This is a genomic window from Arthrobacter sp. 10L424 (assembly GCF_056395325.1).
Window position 1 is genome coordinate 240,775 of the sequence record NZ_JBFTJH010000001.1, and the last position, 14,755, is coordinate 255,529.

The 14,755-nt window shown below is 66.9% G+C and carries 12 protein-coding genes; 9 read left to right on the forward strand and 3 right to left on the reverse strand.

Going from position 1 to position 14,755, the window contains the following annotated elements; genetic code table 11:
- The first annotated feature begins 76 nt into the window (after positions 1-76).
- The 3 genes from AC1DC5_RS01080 to AC1DC5_RS01090 all read left to right on the forward strand — a co-directional run bounded on the left by AC1DC5_RS01080 (position 77) and on the right by AC1DC5_RS01090 (position 4,097).
- Entirely contained in the window at positions 77-1,507 is a 1,431-nt protein-coding gene (locus tag AC1DC5_RS01080; protein WP_476863919.1) for a gamma-aminobutyraldehyde dehydrogenase, read from the forward strand.
- A gap of 61 nt (positions 1,508-1,568) precedes the next feature.
- On the forward strand, positions 1,569-2,924 hold the full coding sequence (gabT, locus tag AC1DC5_RS01085; RefSeq protein WP_476863920.1) for a 4-aminobutyrate--2-oxoglutarate transaminase: 1,356 nt from the start codon (positions 1,569-1,571) through the stop codon (positions 2,922-2,924).
- A gap of 300 nt (positions 2,925-3,224) precedes the next feature.
- The gene (locus AC1DC5_RS01090; protein ID WP_441406873.1) at positions 3,225-4,097 is read left to right on the forward strand and encodes a universal stress protein; all 873 of its coding nucleotides are present in this window, start codon (positions 3,225-3,227) and stop codon (positions 4,095-4,097) included.
- Positions 4,098-4,129: 32 nt separating this feature from the next.
- On the opposite strand, the gene rarD is transcribed toward AC1DC5_RS01090, so the two are convergent.
- Positions 4,130-5,164 carry an EamA family transporter RarD gene (rarD, locus tag AC1DC5_RS01095; protein ID WP_441406915.1) on the reverse strand — a complete coding sequence of 345 codons (1,035 nt, stop codon included), beginning with the start codon at positions 5,162-5,164 and terminating at the stop codon, positions 4,130-4,132.
- Between the two features lie 177 nt (positions 5,165-5,341).
- Here rarD and AC1DC5_RS01100 point away from each other — a divergent pair, with 177 nt between their 5' ends.
- Positions 5,342-6,790 carry an FAD-dependent oxidoreductase gene (locus tag AC1DC5_RS01100; RefSeq protein ID WP_441406874.1) on the forward strand — a complete coding sequence of 483 codons (1,449 nt, stop codon included), beginning with the start codon at positions 5,342-5,344 and terminating at the stop codon, positions 6,788-6,790.
- On the opposite strand, the gene AC1DC5_RS01105 is transcribed toward AC1DC5_RS01100, so the two are convergent.
- Positions 6,787-7,737, reverse strand: a complete 951-nt coding sequence (locus tag AC1DC5_RS01105) for a sigma-70 family RNA polymerase sigma factor (protein ID WP_476863921.1) — start codon at positions 7,735-7,737, stop codon at positions 6,787-6,789. The genes AC1DC5_RS01100 and AC1DC5_RS01105 overlap by 4 nt on opposite strands.
- Before the next feature lie 207 nt (positions 7,738-7,944).
- Here AC1DC5_RS01105 and AC1DC5_RS01110 point away from each other — a divergent pair, with 207 nt between their 5' ends.
- From AC1DC5_RS01110 to AC1DC5_RS01130, 5 genes are all read left to right on the forward strand, one after another.
- Positions 7,945-9,327 (forward strand): GAF domain-containing protein, encoded by a 1,383-nt coding sequence (locus AC1DC5_RS01110; RefSeq protein ID WP_476863922.1) that lies wholly within the window; start codon positions 7,945-7,947, stop codon positions 9,325-9,327.
- Positions 9,328-9,460: 133 nt separating this feature from the next.
- On the forward strand, positions 9,461-10,987 hold the full coding sequence (gene exaC / locus AC1DC5_RS01115; protein WP_476863923.1) for an acetaldehyde dehydrogenase ExaC: 1,527 nt from the start codon (positions 9,461-9,463) through the stop codon (positions 10,985-10,987).
- An 86-nt stretch (positions 10,988-11,073) separates the two neighbouring features.
- A complete protein-coding gene (locus AC1DC5_RS01120) occupies positions 11,074-11,481 on the forward strand; it encodes a DUF779 domain-containing protein (RefSeq protein ID WP_476863924.1) in 408 nt (135 codons plus the stop codon).
- A 154-nt stretch (positions 11,482-11,635) separates the two neighbouring features.
- The gene (locus AC1DC5_RS01125; RefSeq protein WP_476863925.1) at positions 11,636-13,246 is read left to right on the forward strand and encodes an amino acid permease; all 1,611 of its coding nucleotides are present in this window, start codon (positions 11,636-11,638) and stop codon (positions 13,244-13,246) included.
- Positions 13,247-13,401: 155 nt separating this feature from the next.
- The gene (locus AC1DC5_RS01130) at positions 13,402-14,007 is read left to right on the forward strand and encodes a TetR/AcrR family transcriptional regulator (protein ID WP_476863926.1); all 606 of its coding nucleotides are present in this window, start codon (positions 13,402-13,404) and stop codon (positions 14,005-14,007) included.
- An 82-nt stretch (positions 14,008-14,089) separates the two neighbouring features.
- Here AC1DC5_RS01130 and AC1DC5_RS01135 read toward each other — a convergent pair whose 3' ends face one another.
- On the reverse strand, positions 14,090-14,725 hold the full coding sequence (locus AC1DC5_RS01135; protein ID WP_476863927.1) for a DUF2461 domain-containing protein: 636 nt from the start codon (positions 14,723-14,725) through the stop codon (positions 14,090-14,092).
- Between the last annotated feature and the right edge of the window lie 30 nt (positions 14,726-14,755).

Below are 14,755 nucleotides of genomic sequence, written 5' to 3' on the forward strand. Positions count from 1 at the left end.
CCCCGTGGTTGACCGGCTGGCATAGGCTCGGAGCAGTCTCATTGGGTCCTTTTCAGCGTGAAAGAGGTTGTACACCGTGGTTCAAACCTTGCAGAACTTCATCAACGGCGAGTTTGTCACCCCCGCCGGAACCGGCGTGCTGGACATCGTCAATCCCACCAACGGCGAGGTCGTCGCCACCTCACCGGTCTCCGTGGGGGCCGACGTCGACGCCGCCATGACGGCCGCGCAGGACGCCTTCAAAACCTGGAAGCACACGACGCCGGGGCAGCGCCAGCTGATGCTGCTCAAGCTCGCCAACGCCGTCGAGGCCAACAGCGACGAACTCGTCGAGGCCCAGCACCGCAACACCGGCCAGGTCCGTTCCCTGATCGCGTCCGAGGAAGTTGCCGCCGGCGCCGACCAGTTGCGCTTCTTCGCCGGCGCCGCCCGGATCATGGAGGGCAAGTCCGCCGGAGAATACTTCGAGGGCCACACCTCCTACGTCCGGCGCGAGCCGATCGGCGTCGTCGCGCAGGTCGCACCCTGGAACTACCCGTTCCTCATGGCCATCTGGAAGATCGGCCCCGCCCTCGCCGCGGGAAACACCGTGGTGCTCAAGCCCTCGGACACCACCCCGGAATCCACCCTCGTCCTGGCCCGCCTCGCCGGCGAAATCTTCCCGGCCGGCGTGCTCAACGTCGTCCTGGGCACCGGGGAGACCGGCTCTCTGATGGTGGAGCACAAGGTCCCCGGCCTCGTCTCCATCACCGGCTCCGTCCGGGCCGGCATCGCAGTGGCGTCCGGCGCCGCGAAGGGCCTCAAGCGCGCGCACCTCGAGCTTGGCGGCAAAGCGCCCGCCATCGTGTTCAAGGACGCGGACATCAAGAAGAGCGCCGCGGCCATCGCCGAATTCGCCTTCTTCAACGCCGGCCAGGACTGCACCGCGATCACACGCGTCCTGGTCCAGGACGAAGTCCACGACGACGTCGTCGCAGCCATGGTGGAACACACCAAAACCCTGCACACCGGTTCACAGAACGACGAGGACAACTACTTCGGCCCGCTCAACAACGTGAACCACTTCAACGCCGTGACGTCGGTGGTGGAGCACCTCCCGGAGAACTGCAGGATCGAAACCGGCGGCCACCGCGCCGGCGAAAAGGGCTTCTTCTTCGAACCCACGATCATCACCGGGGCCAAGCAGAGCGACGACATCGTGCAGAAGGAAACGTTCGGCCCCGTCATCACGGTGCAGAAGTTCAGCACCGAGGACGAAGCCGTGGAACTGGCCAACGACGTCGACTACGCCCTCGCCTCCAGCGTCTGGACCACCGACCACGGCACGGCCATGCGCGTCAGCCGCGACCTGGACTTCGGCGCCGTGTGGATCAACACCCACATCCTCCTCACCGCCGAGATGCCGCACGGAGGCTTCAAGCAGTCCGGCTACGGCAAGGACCTTTCCATGTACGGCGTCGAGGACTACACCCGCATCAAGCACGTCATGAGTGCGCTGGACGCCTAAGCCGGTTTCAAGACCAGAAGCACAGCTCCGCGCACAACCAGCACGCAAGAAAGGCTCTCCCATGACCACCACCGCCCATGACATCACCTACCGTCTTGAGCAGAAGCGCCGCGTCCAGGCCGATTTCCCGGGCCCCAAGTCCGTCGCCCTGACCGAACGCCGCAAGGCTGTCGTCGCGGCCGGCGTCGCGTCCACCGTACCCGTTTACGTCGCCGACGCCGACGGCGGCATCATCCACGACGTTGACGGCAACTCCTTCATCGACCTTGGCTCCGGCATTGCCGTGACCAGCGTCGGTGCTTCCGACCCGGCCGTCGTCGGCGCCGTCAAGGAAGCTGTGGAGCACTTCACCCACACCTGCTTCATGGTCACGCCCTACGAAGGCTACGTCGCCGTCGCCGAGCAGCTGAACCGCCTCACCCCGGGGGACCACGAGAAGCGCACCGTGCTGTTCAACTCCGGCGCCGAAGCCGTGGAGAACGCCGTCAAGGTGGCCCGCCTGGCCACCGGCCGGGACGCCGTCGTCGCTTTCGACCACGCCTACCACGGCCGCACCAACCTGACCATGGCGCTGACCGCCAAGGCCATGCCCTATAAGACCAACTTCGGCCCGTTCGCGCCCGAGGTGTACCGCATGCCGATGAGCTACCCCTACCGCGAGGAAAACCCGGAGATCACCGGTGCCGAGGCCGCCAAGCGCGCCATCACCATGATCGAGAAGCAGCTCGGCGGCGACCAGGTGGCCGCGATCATCATCGAACCGATCCAGGGCGAGGGCGGCTTCATCGTTCCAGCCGACGGTTTCCTGCCGGCGCTGTCGGCCTGGGCCAAGGACAAGGGGGTCGTCTTCATCGCCGACGAGGTCCAGTCCGGTTTCTGCCGCACCGGTGAGTGGTTCGCCGTGAACCACGAGGGCGTCGTCCCGGACATCATCACCATGGCCAAGGGCATCGCAGGCGGCATGCCGCTCTCCGCCATCACCGGCCGCGCCGACCTGCTCGACGCCGTCCACCCGGGCGGCCTCGGCGGCACCTACGGCGGCAACCCGGTCGCGTGTGCCGCGGCCCTGGCGTCCATCGGCTCGATGGAGCAGTACGGCCTCAACGCCCGCGCCAAGCACATCGAGGAGCTGGCCCTCGGCAAGCTTCGCGAACTGGCCGCTGAGCAGACTGTGATCGGCGACGTCCGCGGCCGCGGTGCGATGCTGGCCATCGAACTGGTCCAGGCCGGATCGAAGGAACCGAACCCGGAGCTGACCAAGGCCGTAGCCGCCGCCTGCCTCAAGGAGGGCGTCATCATCCTCACCTGCGGCACCTACGGCAACGTCATCCGGCTGCTGCCGCCGCTGGTCATCAGCGACGAACTGCTGCTGGACGGGCTCCAGGTCCTGGCCGCGGCCATCAAGGCCAACGCCTGAGCCATCCGGACACCGGAGATTCCGGACTCAGAAATTCCGGAAACAGCAGAGCCGCGGACGTACGGTCCGCGGCTCTGCTGAGTTAATTCGCTCGCCGGCACCGGTTCCATCGGCCGGCCGACGCCGATCCCATATTGGTTGCCCAGCTCAGGGCCGAAGGTAACGGACTATGCAGGCCATTTTCCGGGTCCCGCTGGGCTAGAGTCGTTCCTACCACTGCAGGAACGCAGACCGGCCGACGTCGCCCGGAATCCCCGGAACAAAGCTGGCTTCTGCCACAGACCCAAAAGGGGTTCATACATGCGATACGTAGTTGGCTATACCCCCAGCGACCGCGGCGCCGACGCCGTTGCACTGGCCTCCGCCATGGCCCGGGCCCAAGGCGCGCACCTTGACCTGGTCTACGTGGTGGACCGGCGCACGCCCTACGTCGCGATGAACCCGGAGGGAAACCGTGTCAGCGCCGCGGAGCAGAAGGTGCTCACCGCGGAACGGGAAGGCATGGCCCTCGTCCCAAAGGACCTCGAGGCCCGGTTCCACGTCCGCCAGGCAGATTCGCACGCCGCCGGCCTCATCGATGCCGCCGTTGAATACAGGGCCGGTCTGATCGTGGTGGGCGCCGCCAGCGCCGGGCTGTTCAAGCGCTACACGATCGGAAGCGCGGCCAACGCGCTCCTGCATGCTTCGCCCGTTCCGGTGGCGCTGGCCCCCCGGGGTTACCGGCACACGGAGCCGATGACTCGGATGACCCTCGCAGTGGGCGAGCGCACGGGCGCGGAGGCGGCGATCGACGTCGCGGTCGAGGCCGCCGAACGCCACGGTGTCCCGCTGCGGCTGGTTTCGCTGGTGGAACTTGACGCAGAAGGGGACAGCGGAGAGAACATCAACGCCGCGCACATCCACGCCAATACCGTCCTCGCGGCGGCCGCCCACCGGCTTCCGGCCGGCCATCAGGTCACGGTGGAAGTTGCGCACGGCCGCACCATTGAGGAAGCGATCGATGACCTCGAATGGGACGAGGGCGAGATCATGATCGTAGGCTCGTCGCGCCTGGCGGAGAAAAACAAACTGTTCGTCGGCAGGACGGCCAACAAGGTGCTACTTGCCCTGCCCGTACCCATGGTGGTGGTCCCGCGCGACTACGAGCGGTTCGATACCATCCCCGAGGACTGACAGCGTGGTGCCGTTCCGCAGCCTGGACAGATTCAGGCGGCGGAGCGGGCCAGCCTGCGCGTCACGGAGTTCTTCCGGGCAGTGAGCAGCATGTCCACGGTGAGGACCAGCAGCGCCAGCCAGACGACGCCGAAGCCGATCCAGCGGTCTGTCGTCATGGGCTCGTGGAACACGGCCAGCGCCACGATGAACTGCAGCACGGGGGCGAAGTACTGCAGCAGGCCAATCGTTGTCATCGGCAGCCGCCGGGCTGAGGCGCCGAAGAACAGCAGCGGCACGGCGGTGATGATGCCGGAGGCCGCGAGAAGCCAGAAGTGCGCGGCGCCGTTAGTGGCCAGCGTCGCGGTTCCGGTGAGTGCCAGGACGATCATCGTGGCGCCGGCAACCGGCGCCAGCACCATCGTCTCGACGGTAAGGCTGGTGGCCGCATCAGCGCGCGGGCCGACGCGCTTCTTGACGAAGCCATAGAGGCCGAAGCTCAGCGCCAGGGTCAGGGCGATCAAGGGAAGTTTGCCGTAGGACACCGTCAGGACGCCCACGGCAACGAAGCCGATGCCGACGGCGGTCCACTGCAGCGGCCGCAGTTTCTCCTTCAGCACCACCACCCCCAGCAGGACCGATACGAGGGGATTGATGAAGTAGCCCAGCGAGGCTTCCACGGCCTGACCGGTGGTCACCCCGTAGACATAGGTCAGCCAGTTCACGGCGATCAGGACCGCGGCGATGATCAGCGGAAAGATGACCGCGCGGTTCCGGAAGGCGGCTCCCAGGACCCTCCAGGAGCGGGTGACGGTGATCAGCAGGACGCAGAAAATGAGCGACCAGAGCACCCGGTTGGCCACGATTTCGATCGCGCCGGCCGGTTGCAGCAGGATGAAGTAGAGGGGCATCAGCCCCCACAGGCCGTACGCGCCGATCCCGAAGATGATGCCGGCAGTCGTGTCCGTGTCCACTGCCTTGAGCACGGCCGGCGGACGCTTCGACGGGCTTCCGCCGGGCGACGCAGCGCCCGGGGACGTCAGCGTGGCTGGGGAGAGGGATCCGTCGGGGGTAGGCACAAAGTCAATAACACCACCCGCAGAGCGCCTATTCCTGCCTTTGGAATCCGCTGCCGCCCGCGCCGGGGGCGCGGTTCCCTGCGATGTCGGTCACCGGCGCGCCTATACATTGGCGCGGACATTTAGAATAGGGGGATTGTGCGCTGCTTGAACTGGCGCAGCCGCCAAGACTCAGAAGGGCTCCCGGTGTCCAACTCCGCCGAAAGTTCGCCTCAAAGAACGTCCAAACGTCCGCTCCGCGTTGCGATTGTCGGCGCCGGACCGGCAGGCGTCTACGCCGCGGACATCCTGACCAAGTCCAACGAAGTCAAAGACGGCGACTTCGAGGTCAGCATCGACCTCTTCGAGGCGTACCCGGCCCCGTACGGCCTCATCCGCTACGGCGTGGCCCCGGACCATCCGCGGATCAAGGGAATCGTCAACGCGCTGCACAAAGTCCTTGACCGCGGTGATATCCGCTTCCTCGGCAACGTCACCTACGGCCGCGACCTGACCCTGCATGACTTCCGCGCCTTCTACGACGCCGTGATCTTCTCCACCGGCGCCATCAACGACGCGGAACTGGACGTCCCCGGCGTCGGACTCCAGGGCTCCTTCGGCGGGGCAGATTTCGTCTCCTGGTACGACGGTCACCCCGACGTGCCCCGGGACTGGCCGCTGGAGGCGAAGGAAATCGCGGTGATCGGCAACGGCAACGTGGCCCTCGACGTTGCCCGGATGCTGGTCAAGCACGCCGACGACCTGCTGGTGACGGAAATCCCGGACAACGTCTACCGGGCGCTGAAGAACTCCCCGGTCACGGACGTGCACGTTTTTGGCCGCCGCGGCCCCGCCCAGGTCAAGTTCACGCCGCTGGAACTGCGCGAACTTTCCCACGCCCGGGACGTCGACATCGTCCTCTATCCGGAGGACTTCGAGTTCGACGAGGCCTCGGATGAGGCCATCCGCAGCAACAACCAGATCCGCACCATGGTCAACACCCTGACCAACTGGCTTGTCGAGGAGCACGCCGAGGCCGAGGAACCGTCCTCCCGCCGGCTGCACCTGCACTTCCTGCACAGCCCCGTCGAGATTCATGACGACGCCGATCACCCCGGCAAGGTCACGGGCATCAAGTTTGAGCGCATGCAGCTGGACGGCACCGGCAACGCCAAGGGCACGGGGGAATTCCTTGACTACCCGGTCCAGGCCGTCTACCGGGCGATCGGCTACCACGGCTCGCCCCTGGACGAGCTGGAATACGATGCCCGCCGCGGCGTGATTCCGAACGAGGGCGGCCGGGTGCTCGACGCCGACGGCAATCCCGTCCCGGGCATCTACGCCACGGGCTGGATCAAACGCGGCCCCGTGGGCCTGATCGGCCACACCAAGGGCGACGCGCTGGAGACCATCGGCTTCCTGCTCGAGGACCGGCTGAGCCTCCCCCCGGCGCAGAACCCCGATCCGCAGGCGATCATCGACCTCCTCGACGAGCGCGGGATCGAATACACGACCTGGGAGGGCTGGAACAAGCTCGACGCCCACGAACTGGCCCTCGGCGCGGAGTGGTCCGCTTCCGCCGACGCCAACGGCATTGTGCGGGAACGCGTCAAGGTGGTTCCCCGCGAGGACATGGTGCAGATCTCCCGCGACTAGTCCTGCGGCATGCCGCCGGCCTCCGGGTACTCGATGCGGAGCCCCGCGAGCACCTCGGGGTCTGCCAGGAGATCGATCCGGATGACCCTGCCGCCCAGCACGGAGAACCCGAACACCACGCGCGGTCTCCCGCCCGGCGCCCAGACTGCTCCCACCGACCCGTCCACCAGGGCCGGCCGGGCCACCTGGGCGCGGCCGGAGAAGGTGCGTGCCACCGCCTCCGCGCCAATGACTTCCGCCTCCGCCCCCATTCCGGCCGCGGCGCCGTCTGCGCGGAGGACGACGTCGGGATCCAGCAAGGCGAGCAGCGCGGCAAAGTCTCCGCCCCGGGCGGCCGCCAGGAAGGCGTCCACAATTTCCCGCTGGCGGTCGCGGGAATGCAGGACGAAGGTTTCCGGAGTGTCGGCCCGGCGCGTGTTTCCTGCAGCCCTTGCCTGAACGCGGCGGCGGGCGCGGCTGGCAAGCTGCCTCGCCGCCGCCGGCGAGTTCCCCAGCACGGCGGCGACCGCCTCGAAGGGCACCGAGAACAGATCGTGGAGCACGAAGGCCACCCGTTCGCCCGGCCCCAGCGCGTCCAGCACCACCAGCAGGGCGGTCCCCACGTCGTCGGACAGCACGGCCTGCCGCTCCGGATCGCCGTCCTCGCGGAGCCGGTGCTCCTGGGCGTCGGCGCGGCCGGCCTCCGGACGCGGGGACGGCTCACCGGCCGGTTCTTCGCGGCGGGAACGGCGCGAGCGCAGCATATCGAGGCAGATCCGCCCCACCACCGTGGTCAGCCAGCCGCCAAGGTTTGTGATGGCGGCGGCATCAGAACGGCTGAGCCGGAGCCACGACTCCTGCACGGCGTCCTCGGCTTCGCTGGACGAACCCAGCATCCGGTAGGCCACCGCCCGCAGGTGCGCCCGATGCGCCTCGAAGCCTTCGACCAGTAGCTCAAGATCAACCATGGCCCACTGTCCCGCCCCATGGCCTGTCCGTGCAACGGGTGTCCGTAAAGAGTCCGCCGATGGAGCGGCCTGCCGGGGAGCGGCGCGGCGGCCGGCCGGACCGGACCGCGGCGGCGGCCCGGCTCTGGCGGGCGCCCGGAACGCCCACTAGACTGGCCGGACGTGGCTGCCACCGGCATGCCGTCGCGCCCTTGATGTGGGAGTTCAATGAGGAATTCGGTCCATCCGGCTGGCCTGGTCCAACCTGGCGCCGGGATCACCGCGGAGCTGCGCCAGCACTACGCCAGTGCCGGCCATGAACAGCTGGACTCTCGGGGGCACGGGCTTCCGGACGACCTGCAACTGCCGGGCCTCAGCAGCCTGATCCAGGAGTCCTGGCGGCGCTCCGCCGAGCTGCAGGCCAACCCGGACAATCCCGAGGCCCCGCTGGCGATGGACCGGGACGAACTCGAAGAGTACCGGCGGCAGCATCCGCTGGCGGCCATCATGCCGGTCATCCACAAGCTGCTGGTCCTGCCCAGCCACGACAGCGGAATGCTGGTGGCCGTGGGGGATGAGGTGGGCAGGCTCCTCTGGGTGGAAGGCGACGCCGCCATGCAGCGCCGGGCCGAAGGCATGATGTTCGTTCCCGGGGCCGACTGGTCCGAAGCCACCGTGGGCACCAGCGCCCCCGGCACCGCCCTGGCCCTGGGCCGGGGCATCCAGATCTCCGGGGCGGAACACTACAAACGCTCCGTCCACCCCTGGAGCTGCACCGCGGTCCCCTTCCACGATCCGGATTCCGGTGCCCTCCTGGGCGTCGTGGATATCACCGGCACCGAGTCCGCGGTGGCCCCGCACACGCTGTCGCTGGTCGAGGCCACCGTGGCCGCCGCCCAGGCGCATCTGCGGGTGGAGCGGCTGCAGCTCGCCGCGGCGCGCCAGTCCTCGCCGGCCCGGCGCCGGAGCCCGACTGCACCGAAGGCGGCGTACGCGCCGGCCGCCAAAAGCCTGTACCGCAACAGCCTCCAGCTCCTGGGCCGGGACCAGGCGCTGCTCAGCATCGACGGCCGCACCGTGGCGCTTTCCGCGAGGCACAGCGAGATCCTGGCCCTGCTCAGCACCCACCCGGAAGGGCTCAACGCAGAGGAACTCTGCAACCTCCTGTACCCGGGCGATGCTTCCACCATGACCCTGCGGGCCGAGATGGTGCGCTTGCGCAAAGTCCTGCAGCAGCTCAACGCGGGTGCCGTTCCGGCGTCCCGCCCCTACCGGCTGCCCCTGGACCTGGTGCCGGATGCCGGGCAGGTCCTGAACTGCCTGCAGCGCGGTGCCCACCGGATCGCGTTGGAAATCTACCGCGGCGCCGTCCTGCCCCGCTCCGAAGCCCCCGGCATCACCGAGCTGCGGAACCGGGTTTCCTCCCTGCTCCGCGAAGCGGTCCTGACTGACGGCAGCGCCGAGTCGCTCCTGAGGTACGCCGAACTGCCCGAGGCGAGGGACGACGTCGAGATCCGGCTCGCGGCCCTGAAGCTGCTGCCGCCGCGGTCGCCCAGACGGGCCGCCCTTGTCGCCGATTTGGAACGGCTCGACGCCGAGCTCAGCGCCTGATCCGCCACTGACCCGCACAAGTGACCCCGGTCACGCCGGTTGCAACCTGACTGCAACCTCCATGCTCCTAGGCTGGGCGCAACGGCGGCGCCGACATTTGCCGCCATCAATCTTGCACAGCAAAGGAGCTGCAATGACTGTCTACGCACAGCCCGGTACCGAGGGCTCGAAGGTCACCTTCAAGGACCGCTACGAGAACTGGATCGGCGGCGAGTGGGTCGCCCCGGTCAAGGGCCAGTACTTCGAGAACATCACCCCCGTCACCGGCAAGGTCTTCTGCGAGGTCGCCCGCGGCACCGCCGAGGACATTGAGCTGGCGCTGGACGCCGCCCACAAGGTTGCCCCGTCCTGGGGCAAGACCTCCGTCGCCGAGCGCGCCGCCATCCTGAACAAGATTGCCGACCGGATCGACGAGAACGTCGAGATGCTGGCCGTCGCCGAATCCTGGGACAACGGCAAGCCGATCCGCGAAACCCTCAACGCGGACATCCCGCTCGCCTCCGACCACTTCCGCTACTTCGCCTCCGCCGTCCGCGCCCAGGAGGGACGGCTGTCTCAGCTCGACGACGACACCACCGCTTACCACTACCACGAGCCGCTCGGCGTCGTCGGCCAGATCATCCCCTGGAACTTCCCGATCCTGATGGCCGTATGGAAGCTCGCCCCGGCCCTCGCCGCAGGCAACGCCGTCGTCCTGAAGCCCGCCGAGCAGACCCCGTCCTCGATTCTGGTCCTGATGGAACTCATCGGCGACCTGCTGCCGGCCGGCGTCCTCAACGTGGTCAATGGCTTCGGCGTCGAAGCCGGCAAGCCGCTCGCCTCCAGCCCCCGGATCCGCAAGATCGCGTTCACCGGTGAAACCTCCACCGGCCGCCTGATCAGCCAGTACGCCAGCCAGAACCTGATCCCGGTCACGCTGGAACTGGGCGGCAAGAGCCCCAATATCTTCTTCAACGACGTTGCAGAGAGCACTGACGACGCGTTCTACGACAAGGCACAGGAAGGTTTCACCCTCTTTGCCTTCAACCAGGGAGAAGTGTGCACCTGCCCCTCCCGCGCCCTGATCCAGGAAGACATCTATGATTCCTTCATGGCAGACGCCGTGGCCCGCGTCGAGAAGATCATCCAGGGCAACCCGCTGGACACCGAGACCCAGCTCGGCGCCCAGGCCTCCAACGACCAGCTCGAAAAGATCCTCTCCTACATCGACATCGGAAAGCAGGAAGGCGCCAAGGTGCTCACCGGCGGCGGCCGCGCCGACATGCCCGGAGATCTGGCCGGCGGCTACTACGTCCAGCCGACCATCTTCGAGGGCCACAACAAGATGCGGATCTTCCAGGAGGAAATCTTCGGCCCGGTGGTGTCCGTGACCCGCTTCAGCGACTACAACGACGCCATGGGCATCGCCAACGACACCCTCTACGGCCTTGGCGCCGGCGTCTGGTCCCGCAACGGCAACGTCGCCTACCGTGCCGGCCGCGAGATCCAGGCCGGCCGCGTGTGGGTGAACAATTACCACGCCTACCCGGCGGGCGCTGCGTTCGGCGGCTACAAGTCCTCCGGCATCGGCCGCGAGAACCACTCGATGATGCTGGACCACTATCAGCAGACCAAGAACCTCCTGGTCAGCTACAACGAGAACAAACTCGGCTTCTTCTAAGCCGCAACACACCCGGGCGGGCGGATCAGGACTGATCCGCCCGCCCGCACCACTTCTGCACCGTACTGCCCATCGAGGAGATACTGATGTCCCAGACCAGGCTCGACGCCGCCGTCACCCGCCCCGGCGAGGATTTCTCCCGAGTGGCGCTCACCGCGGAGGCCGTGGAACTGCTGCGCAAGCTTTGGCTGCAGCACGGACCGCTGATGTTCCACCAGTCCGGCGGCTGCTGCGACGGCTCTTCGCCAATGTGCTACCCGGCAGGGGAGTTCATCACGGGGGACTCGGATGTCCAGCTGGGCCTGTTCGACATTTCCGACGGCCTGCAGCCGCAGCCGATTGACTTCTGGATGTCGAAGGAACAATTCAACTACTGGAGCCACACGCATCTGACCGTGGACGTGGTGCCGGGCCGGGGGAGCGGATTCTCGGTGGAAGCACCTGAAGGAAAAAGGTTCCTGATCCGGTCCACGCTGATGGATTGGCCGGTCTGAACCGGACCTGGAAAAGCGCTGGCGGGCTATGCGGGGGAACCTGCGCAGCCCGCTTTTGTGTCTCACAATGTGGGACAAATCTGGCCGTCCAGTGGATGGACACTACGATAGATAGGTCTGTTTCCAACAAGTTACCGAGATTGTGGACTTTCTTATGAACCTTTTCCGGACCAAATCGATCGAGCAGTCCATGTCGGACGCCGATGAACCCGGACGCAAGCTGAAGCGCTCGCTCAGCTCCTGGGATTTGATGATTATGGGCGTCGCCGTTGCCGTCGGCGCCGGGATCTTCTCGGTCGGCGCCAAGGCTGCAGCGAACTTCGCCGGCCCGGCCGTGACCCTCTCGTTCGCCATTGCCGCTGTCACGTGTGCGCTGGCGATCATGTGTTACGCCGAGTTCGCCACCGCGATTCCCGTTGCCGGCTCCGCCTACGTCTTCACCTACGCCACCATGGGCGAGCTGCTGGCCTGGATCATCGGCTGGAACCTTATCCTCGAGCTGTTCACCGCCGGCGCTGTGATCGCCAAGTACTGGGGCATCTACCTCAGCAAGGTGTTCGCGCTGATGGGCGTGGACATTCCGCCGTCGATCTCCCTGGGCGGGGTGGACCTGTACTGGGGCGCCTTCCTGATCGTCGCCGTGTTCACTGTGCTGCTGGTGCTGGGGACAAAGCTGTCCGCCCGCGTCGGCAACATCTTCACGCTGGTCAAGATCGCCGTCGTGCTCTTTGTGATCGTGGTGGGCTTCACCTACGTGAAGTTCGAGAACTACGCCCCGTTCGTTCCGACCTCCGTGCCCACCGGCGGCACCGGCGCCTCCGACGTCATGAAGCAGTCCTTCTTTGCCTTCCTTACCGGCGCCGCCCCGGCACAGTACGGCACGCTGGGCATCTTCGCGGGAGCGGCCCTGGTCTTCTTCGCCTTCATCGGTTTCGACGTCGTGGCGACGTCGGCCGAGGAGGTCAAGAACCCGCAGAAGACGCTGCCCCGCGGCATCTTCGGCGGCCTCGCCGTCGTCACGGTGCTCTACATCCTGGTGTCCCTGGCACTGACCGGCATGGTGTCCTACACCGAGCTTGCCGAGGCCGAGAACCCGACCCTCACCACCGCGTTTGAGGCCGTCGGCAACACCGACGCCGCGAAGATCATCGCCTTCGGCTCCCTCGTGGGCCTGACCACGGTGATCATGGTGCTGCTGATGGGCCTCTCCCGCGTGGTGCTGGCCATGAGCCGCGACGGCCTGCTGCCGCGCTCACTGTCCAAGACCAGCACCATCCGCGCGACGCCGGTCCGGCTCCAGATCATCTGCGGTGCGGCCGTGGCGCTTGTCGCCGGCCTCACCAACGTGGACCTGCTGGAGGAAATGATCAACATCGGCACACTGTCCGCGTTCGTGACCGTGAGCATCGGCGTGCTGGTGCTGCGGAAGAAGCGCCCGGACCTGAAGCCGGCGTTCCGGGTGCCGCTGGGGAAGGTGCTCCCGATCGTTTCGGCCGTCCTGTGCCTCTACCTCATGACGAACCTCGCCGTGGAGACGTGGATCTTCTTCGCCATCTGGCTCGTGATCGGCGTGGCCATCTACTTCTCCTACGGCCAGCGGCACTCCAGGCTGAACGAGAAGTTCGCCGAGGCGAAGGCCTCCGTGAACGGGCCCGGCGGGAAGAGCGCCGCAGTTGCGGACGCCAAGGAACCCGCCGCGGCACACACGTCGACCGATGCCGATGCCGCGGCCACCAAGGACAAGGCCACGCGCACCCGCCCCTAACCCGGGAGTGCTCTACAACCCGAAATCGCCGGAGACGTGCGAATTCGCTGGAAATTTCCGGCGAATGGACACGGTTCCGGCGTTTTCGGCGTTTGGCGCCCGGATCGGGATGCCTCGGGTGCGGACCAGCCCGGGCGGCTCCTTATGATTGTTTTATGGCCCGCCCAGCTCGACCGGAACGCAAGGCAGAGCTGCTGGCCGCCATTCTGGACTACCTCATGGACAAGACCCTCGCGGAGCTCACCTTCCGGAGCCTTGCCGAAGGTCTCGGCGTCAGCAGCTATGTGCTGGTCTACCACTTCGGCCACCGCGAGCAGTTGGTGAATGAGATCATCCGCGGCATCGAATCCCGGCTGGACAGCATCCGGGCCACCGACGTGCGGGACATTAACCGCGACGCCTGGCGCGCCTTCCTGCTGGAGTCCTGGCGCTGGACCATGGCGCAGCGCAACCGCCATCTGGCCAGGCTTGAGTTCGAGGCGACCGCGCAGGACATCGTGGCTGCGTCACCCCGGGGAACTGCGCAGGAACATTTCAGGATGCTGCACAACAAGGCCCGGGATTGGCTGATGCTTCAGGGCATTCTTGAGGAGTTCGCCGACACCGACGCCAGACTGTTCACCGCCGCCTTCTACGGGCTCCAGTTCGACTTCGTCGTGAACAACCAGCCCGAGGAAGCCAGCAAGGCCTTTGACCTGATGATGCTGGTCTTCTTCAACAACCTCGACCGGCGCCTGGCCGCCGAGGGCGAGCACATCTGACCGGCGGATCCGACCATGCGCTCCGGCGGGCACCACTGGCGGGCGCACCACTGGCAGGTGCCCCGGGACCAACTGCTCCGTCTCAGGGAGCGGCGTAGCGGCCGATCCACTCAACCAGGGGCCGAAGCTCCTCCCAGCGCCGGGCCACCTCCCCGGCCGCGTCCGGCGTTGAAATCCAGCCCGGCCGTCCCACGTGCATGCCGGCGGCGAGCGACTTGTGCTTCAGCAGCTCCGCGCGGGGATGGTCCTTGGCGAACCCCCGCGGAACCGTCTTCAGGGATTCGCCCTCCACGGCGAAGCCCAGCGCCGCAACCTGCGCCACAATCCGCTGCAGGGCGCCGCCGCTGGAGGGGGCGTCCACGGCGCTGCGGAAGCGGGCCAGCTGGGCCGGTGTGTGCGTGTGGTAGCCGCCGCCGATGAGCAGGCCGTCGGCGTCGAGCTGGACGTAGAAGCCCGTCCCTTCGGCAACGGCAGCGAGCGCTCCCTGCGCCGTTTTGTAAGGCGACTTGTCCACGGAGAAGCGGATATCCCGGTTGGGGCGGAACAGCTTGGCTTCGCCGAACTCCGGTTCCAGCTTTGCCAGCAGCCCGGTCAGCGGTTCCTTGACCGCAGAGTCGTAGGTGGACTTGTGTTCCAGCCACCAGTCGCGGTTGTTGTTGTGTTCCAGTTCCGCGTAGAACTCGAAGGCGGCCTCAGGGATGCCTGCAAAGGGGGTCATGCATGAATCCTAGGGACAAGGGAGGCCTCA

What these genes read in the sequence shown, in the direction of transcription:
- gabT (WP_476863920.1), top strand. Translation starts at nt 1,569, where the DNA reads ATGACCACCACCGCCCATGACATCACCTACCGTCTTGAGCAGAAGCGC.
- exaC (WP_476863923.1), top strand. Translation starts at nt 9,461, where the DNA reads ATGACTGTCTACGCACAGCCCGGTACCGAGGGCTCGAAGGTCACCTTC.
- AC1DC5_RS01125 (WP_476863925.1), top strand. Translation starts at nt 11,636, where the DNA reads ATGAACCTTTTCCGGACCAAATCGATCGAGCAGTCCATGTCGGACGCC.
- AC1DC5_RS01130 (WP_476863926.1), top strand. Translation starts at nt 13,402, where the DNA reads ATGGCCCGCCCAGCTCGACCGGAACGCAAGGCAGAGCTGCTGGCCGCC.
- AC1DC5_RS01120 (WP_476863924.1), top strand. Translation starts at nt 11,074, where the DNA reads ATGTCCCAGACCAGGCTCGACGCCGCCGTCACCCGCCCCGGCGAGGAT.
- AC1DC5_RS01090 (WP_441406873.1), top strand. Translation starts at nt 3,225, where the DNA reads ATGCGATACGTAGTTGGCTATACCCCCAGCGACCGCGGCGCCGACGCC.
- AC1DC5_RS01105 (WP_476863921.1), bottom strand. Translation starts at nt 7,737, where the DNA reads ATGGTTGATCTTGAGCTACTGGTCGAAGGCTTCGAGGCGCATCGGGCG.
- AC1DC5_RS01135 (WP_476863927.1), bottom strand. Translation starts at nt 14,725, where the DNA reads ATGACCCCCTTTGCAGGCATCCCTGAGGCCGCCTTCGAGTTCTACGCG.
- AC1DC5_RS01110 (WP_476863922.1), top strand. Translation starts at nt 7,945, where the DNA reads ATGAGGAATTCGGTCCATCCGGCTGGCCTGGTCCAACCTGGCGCCGGG.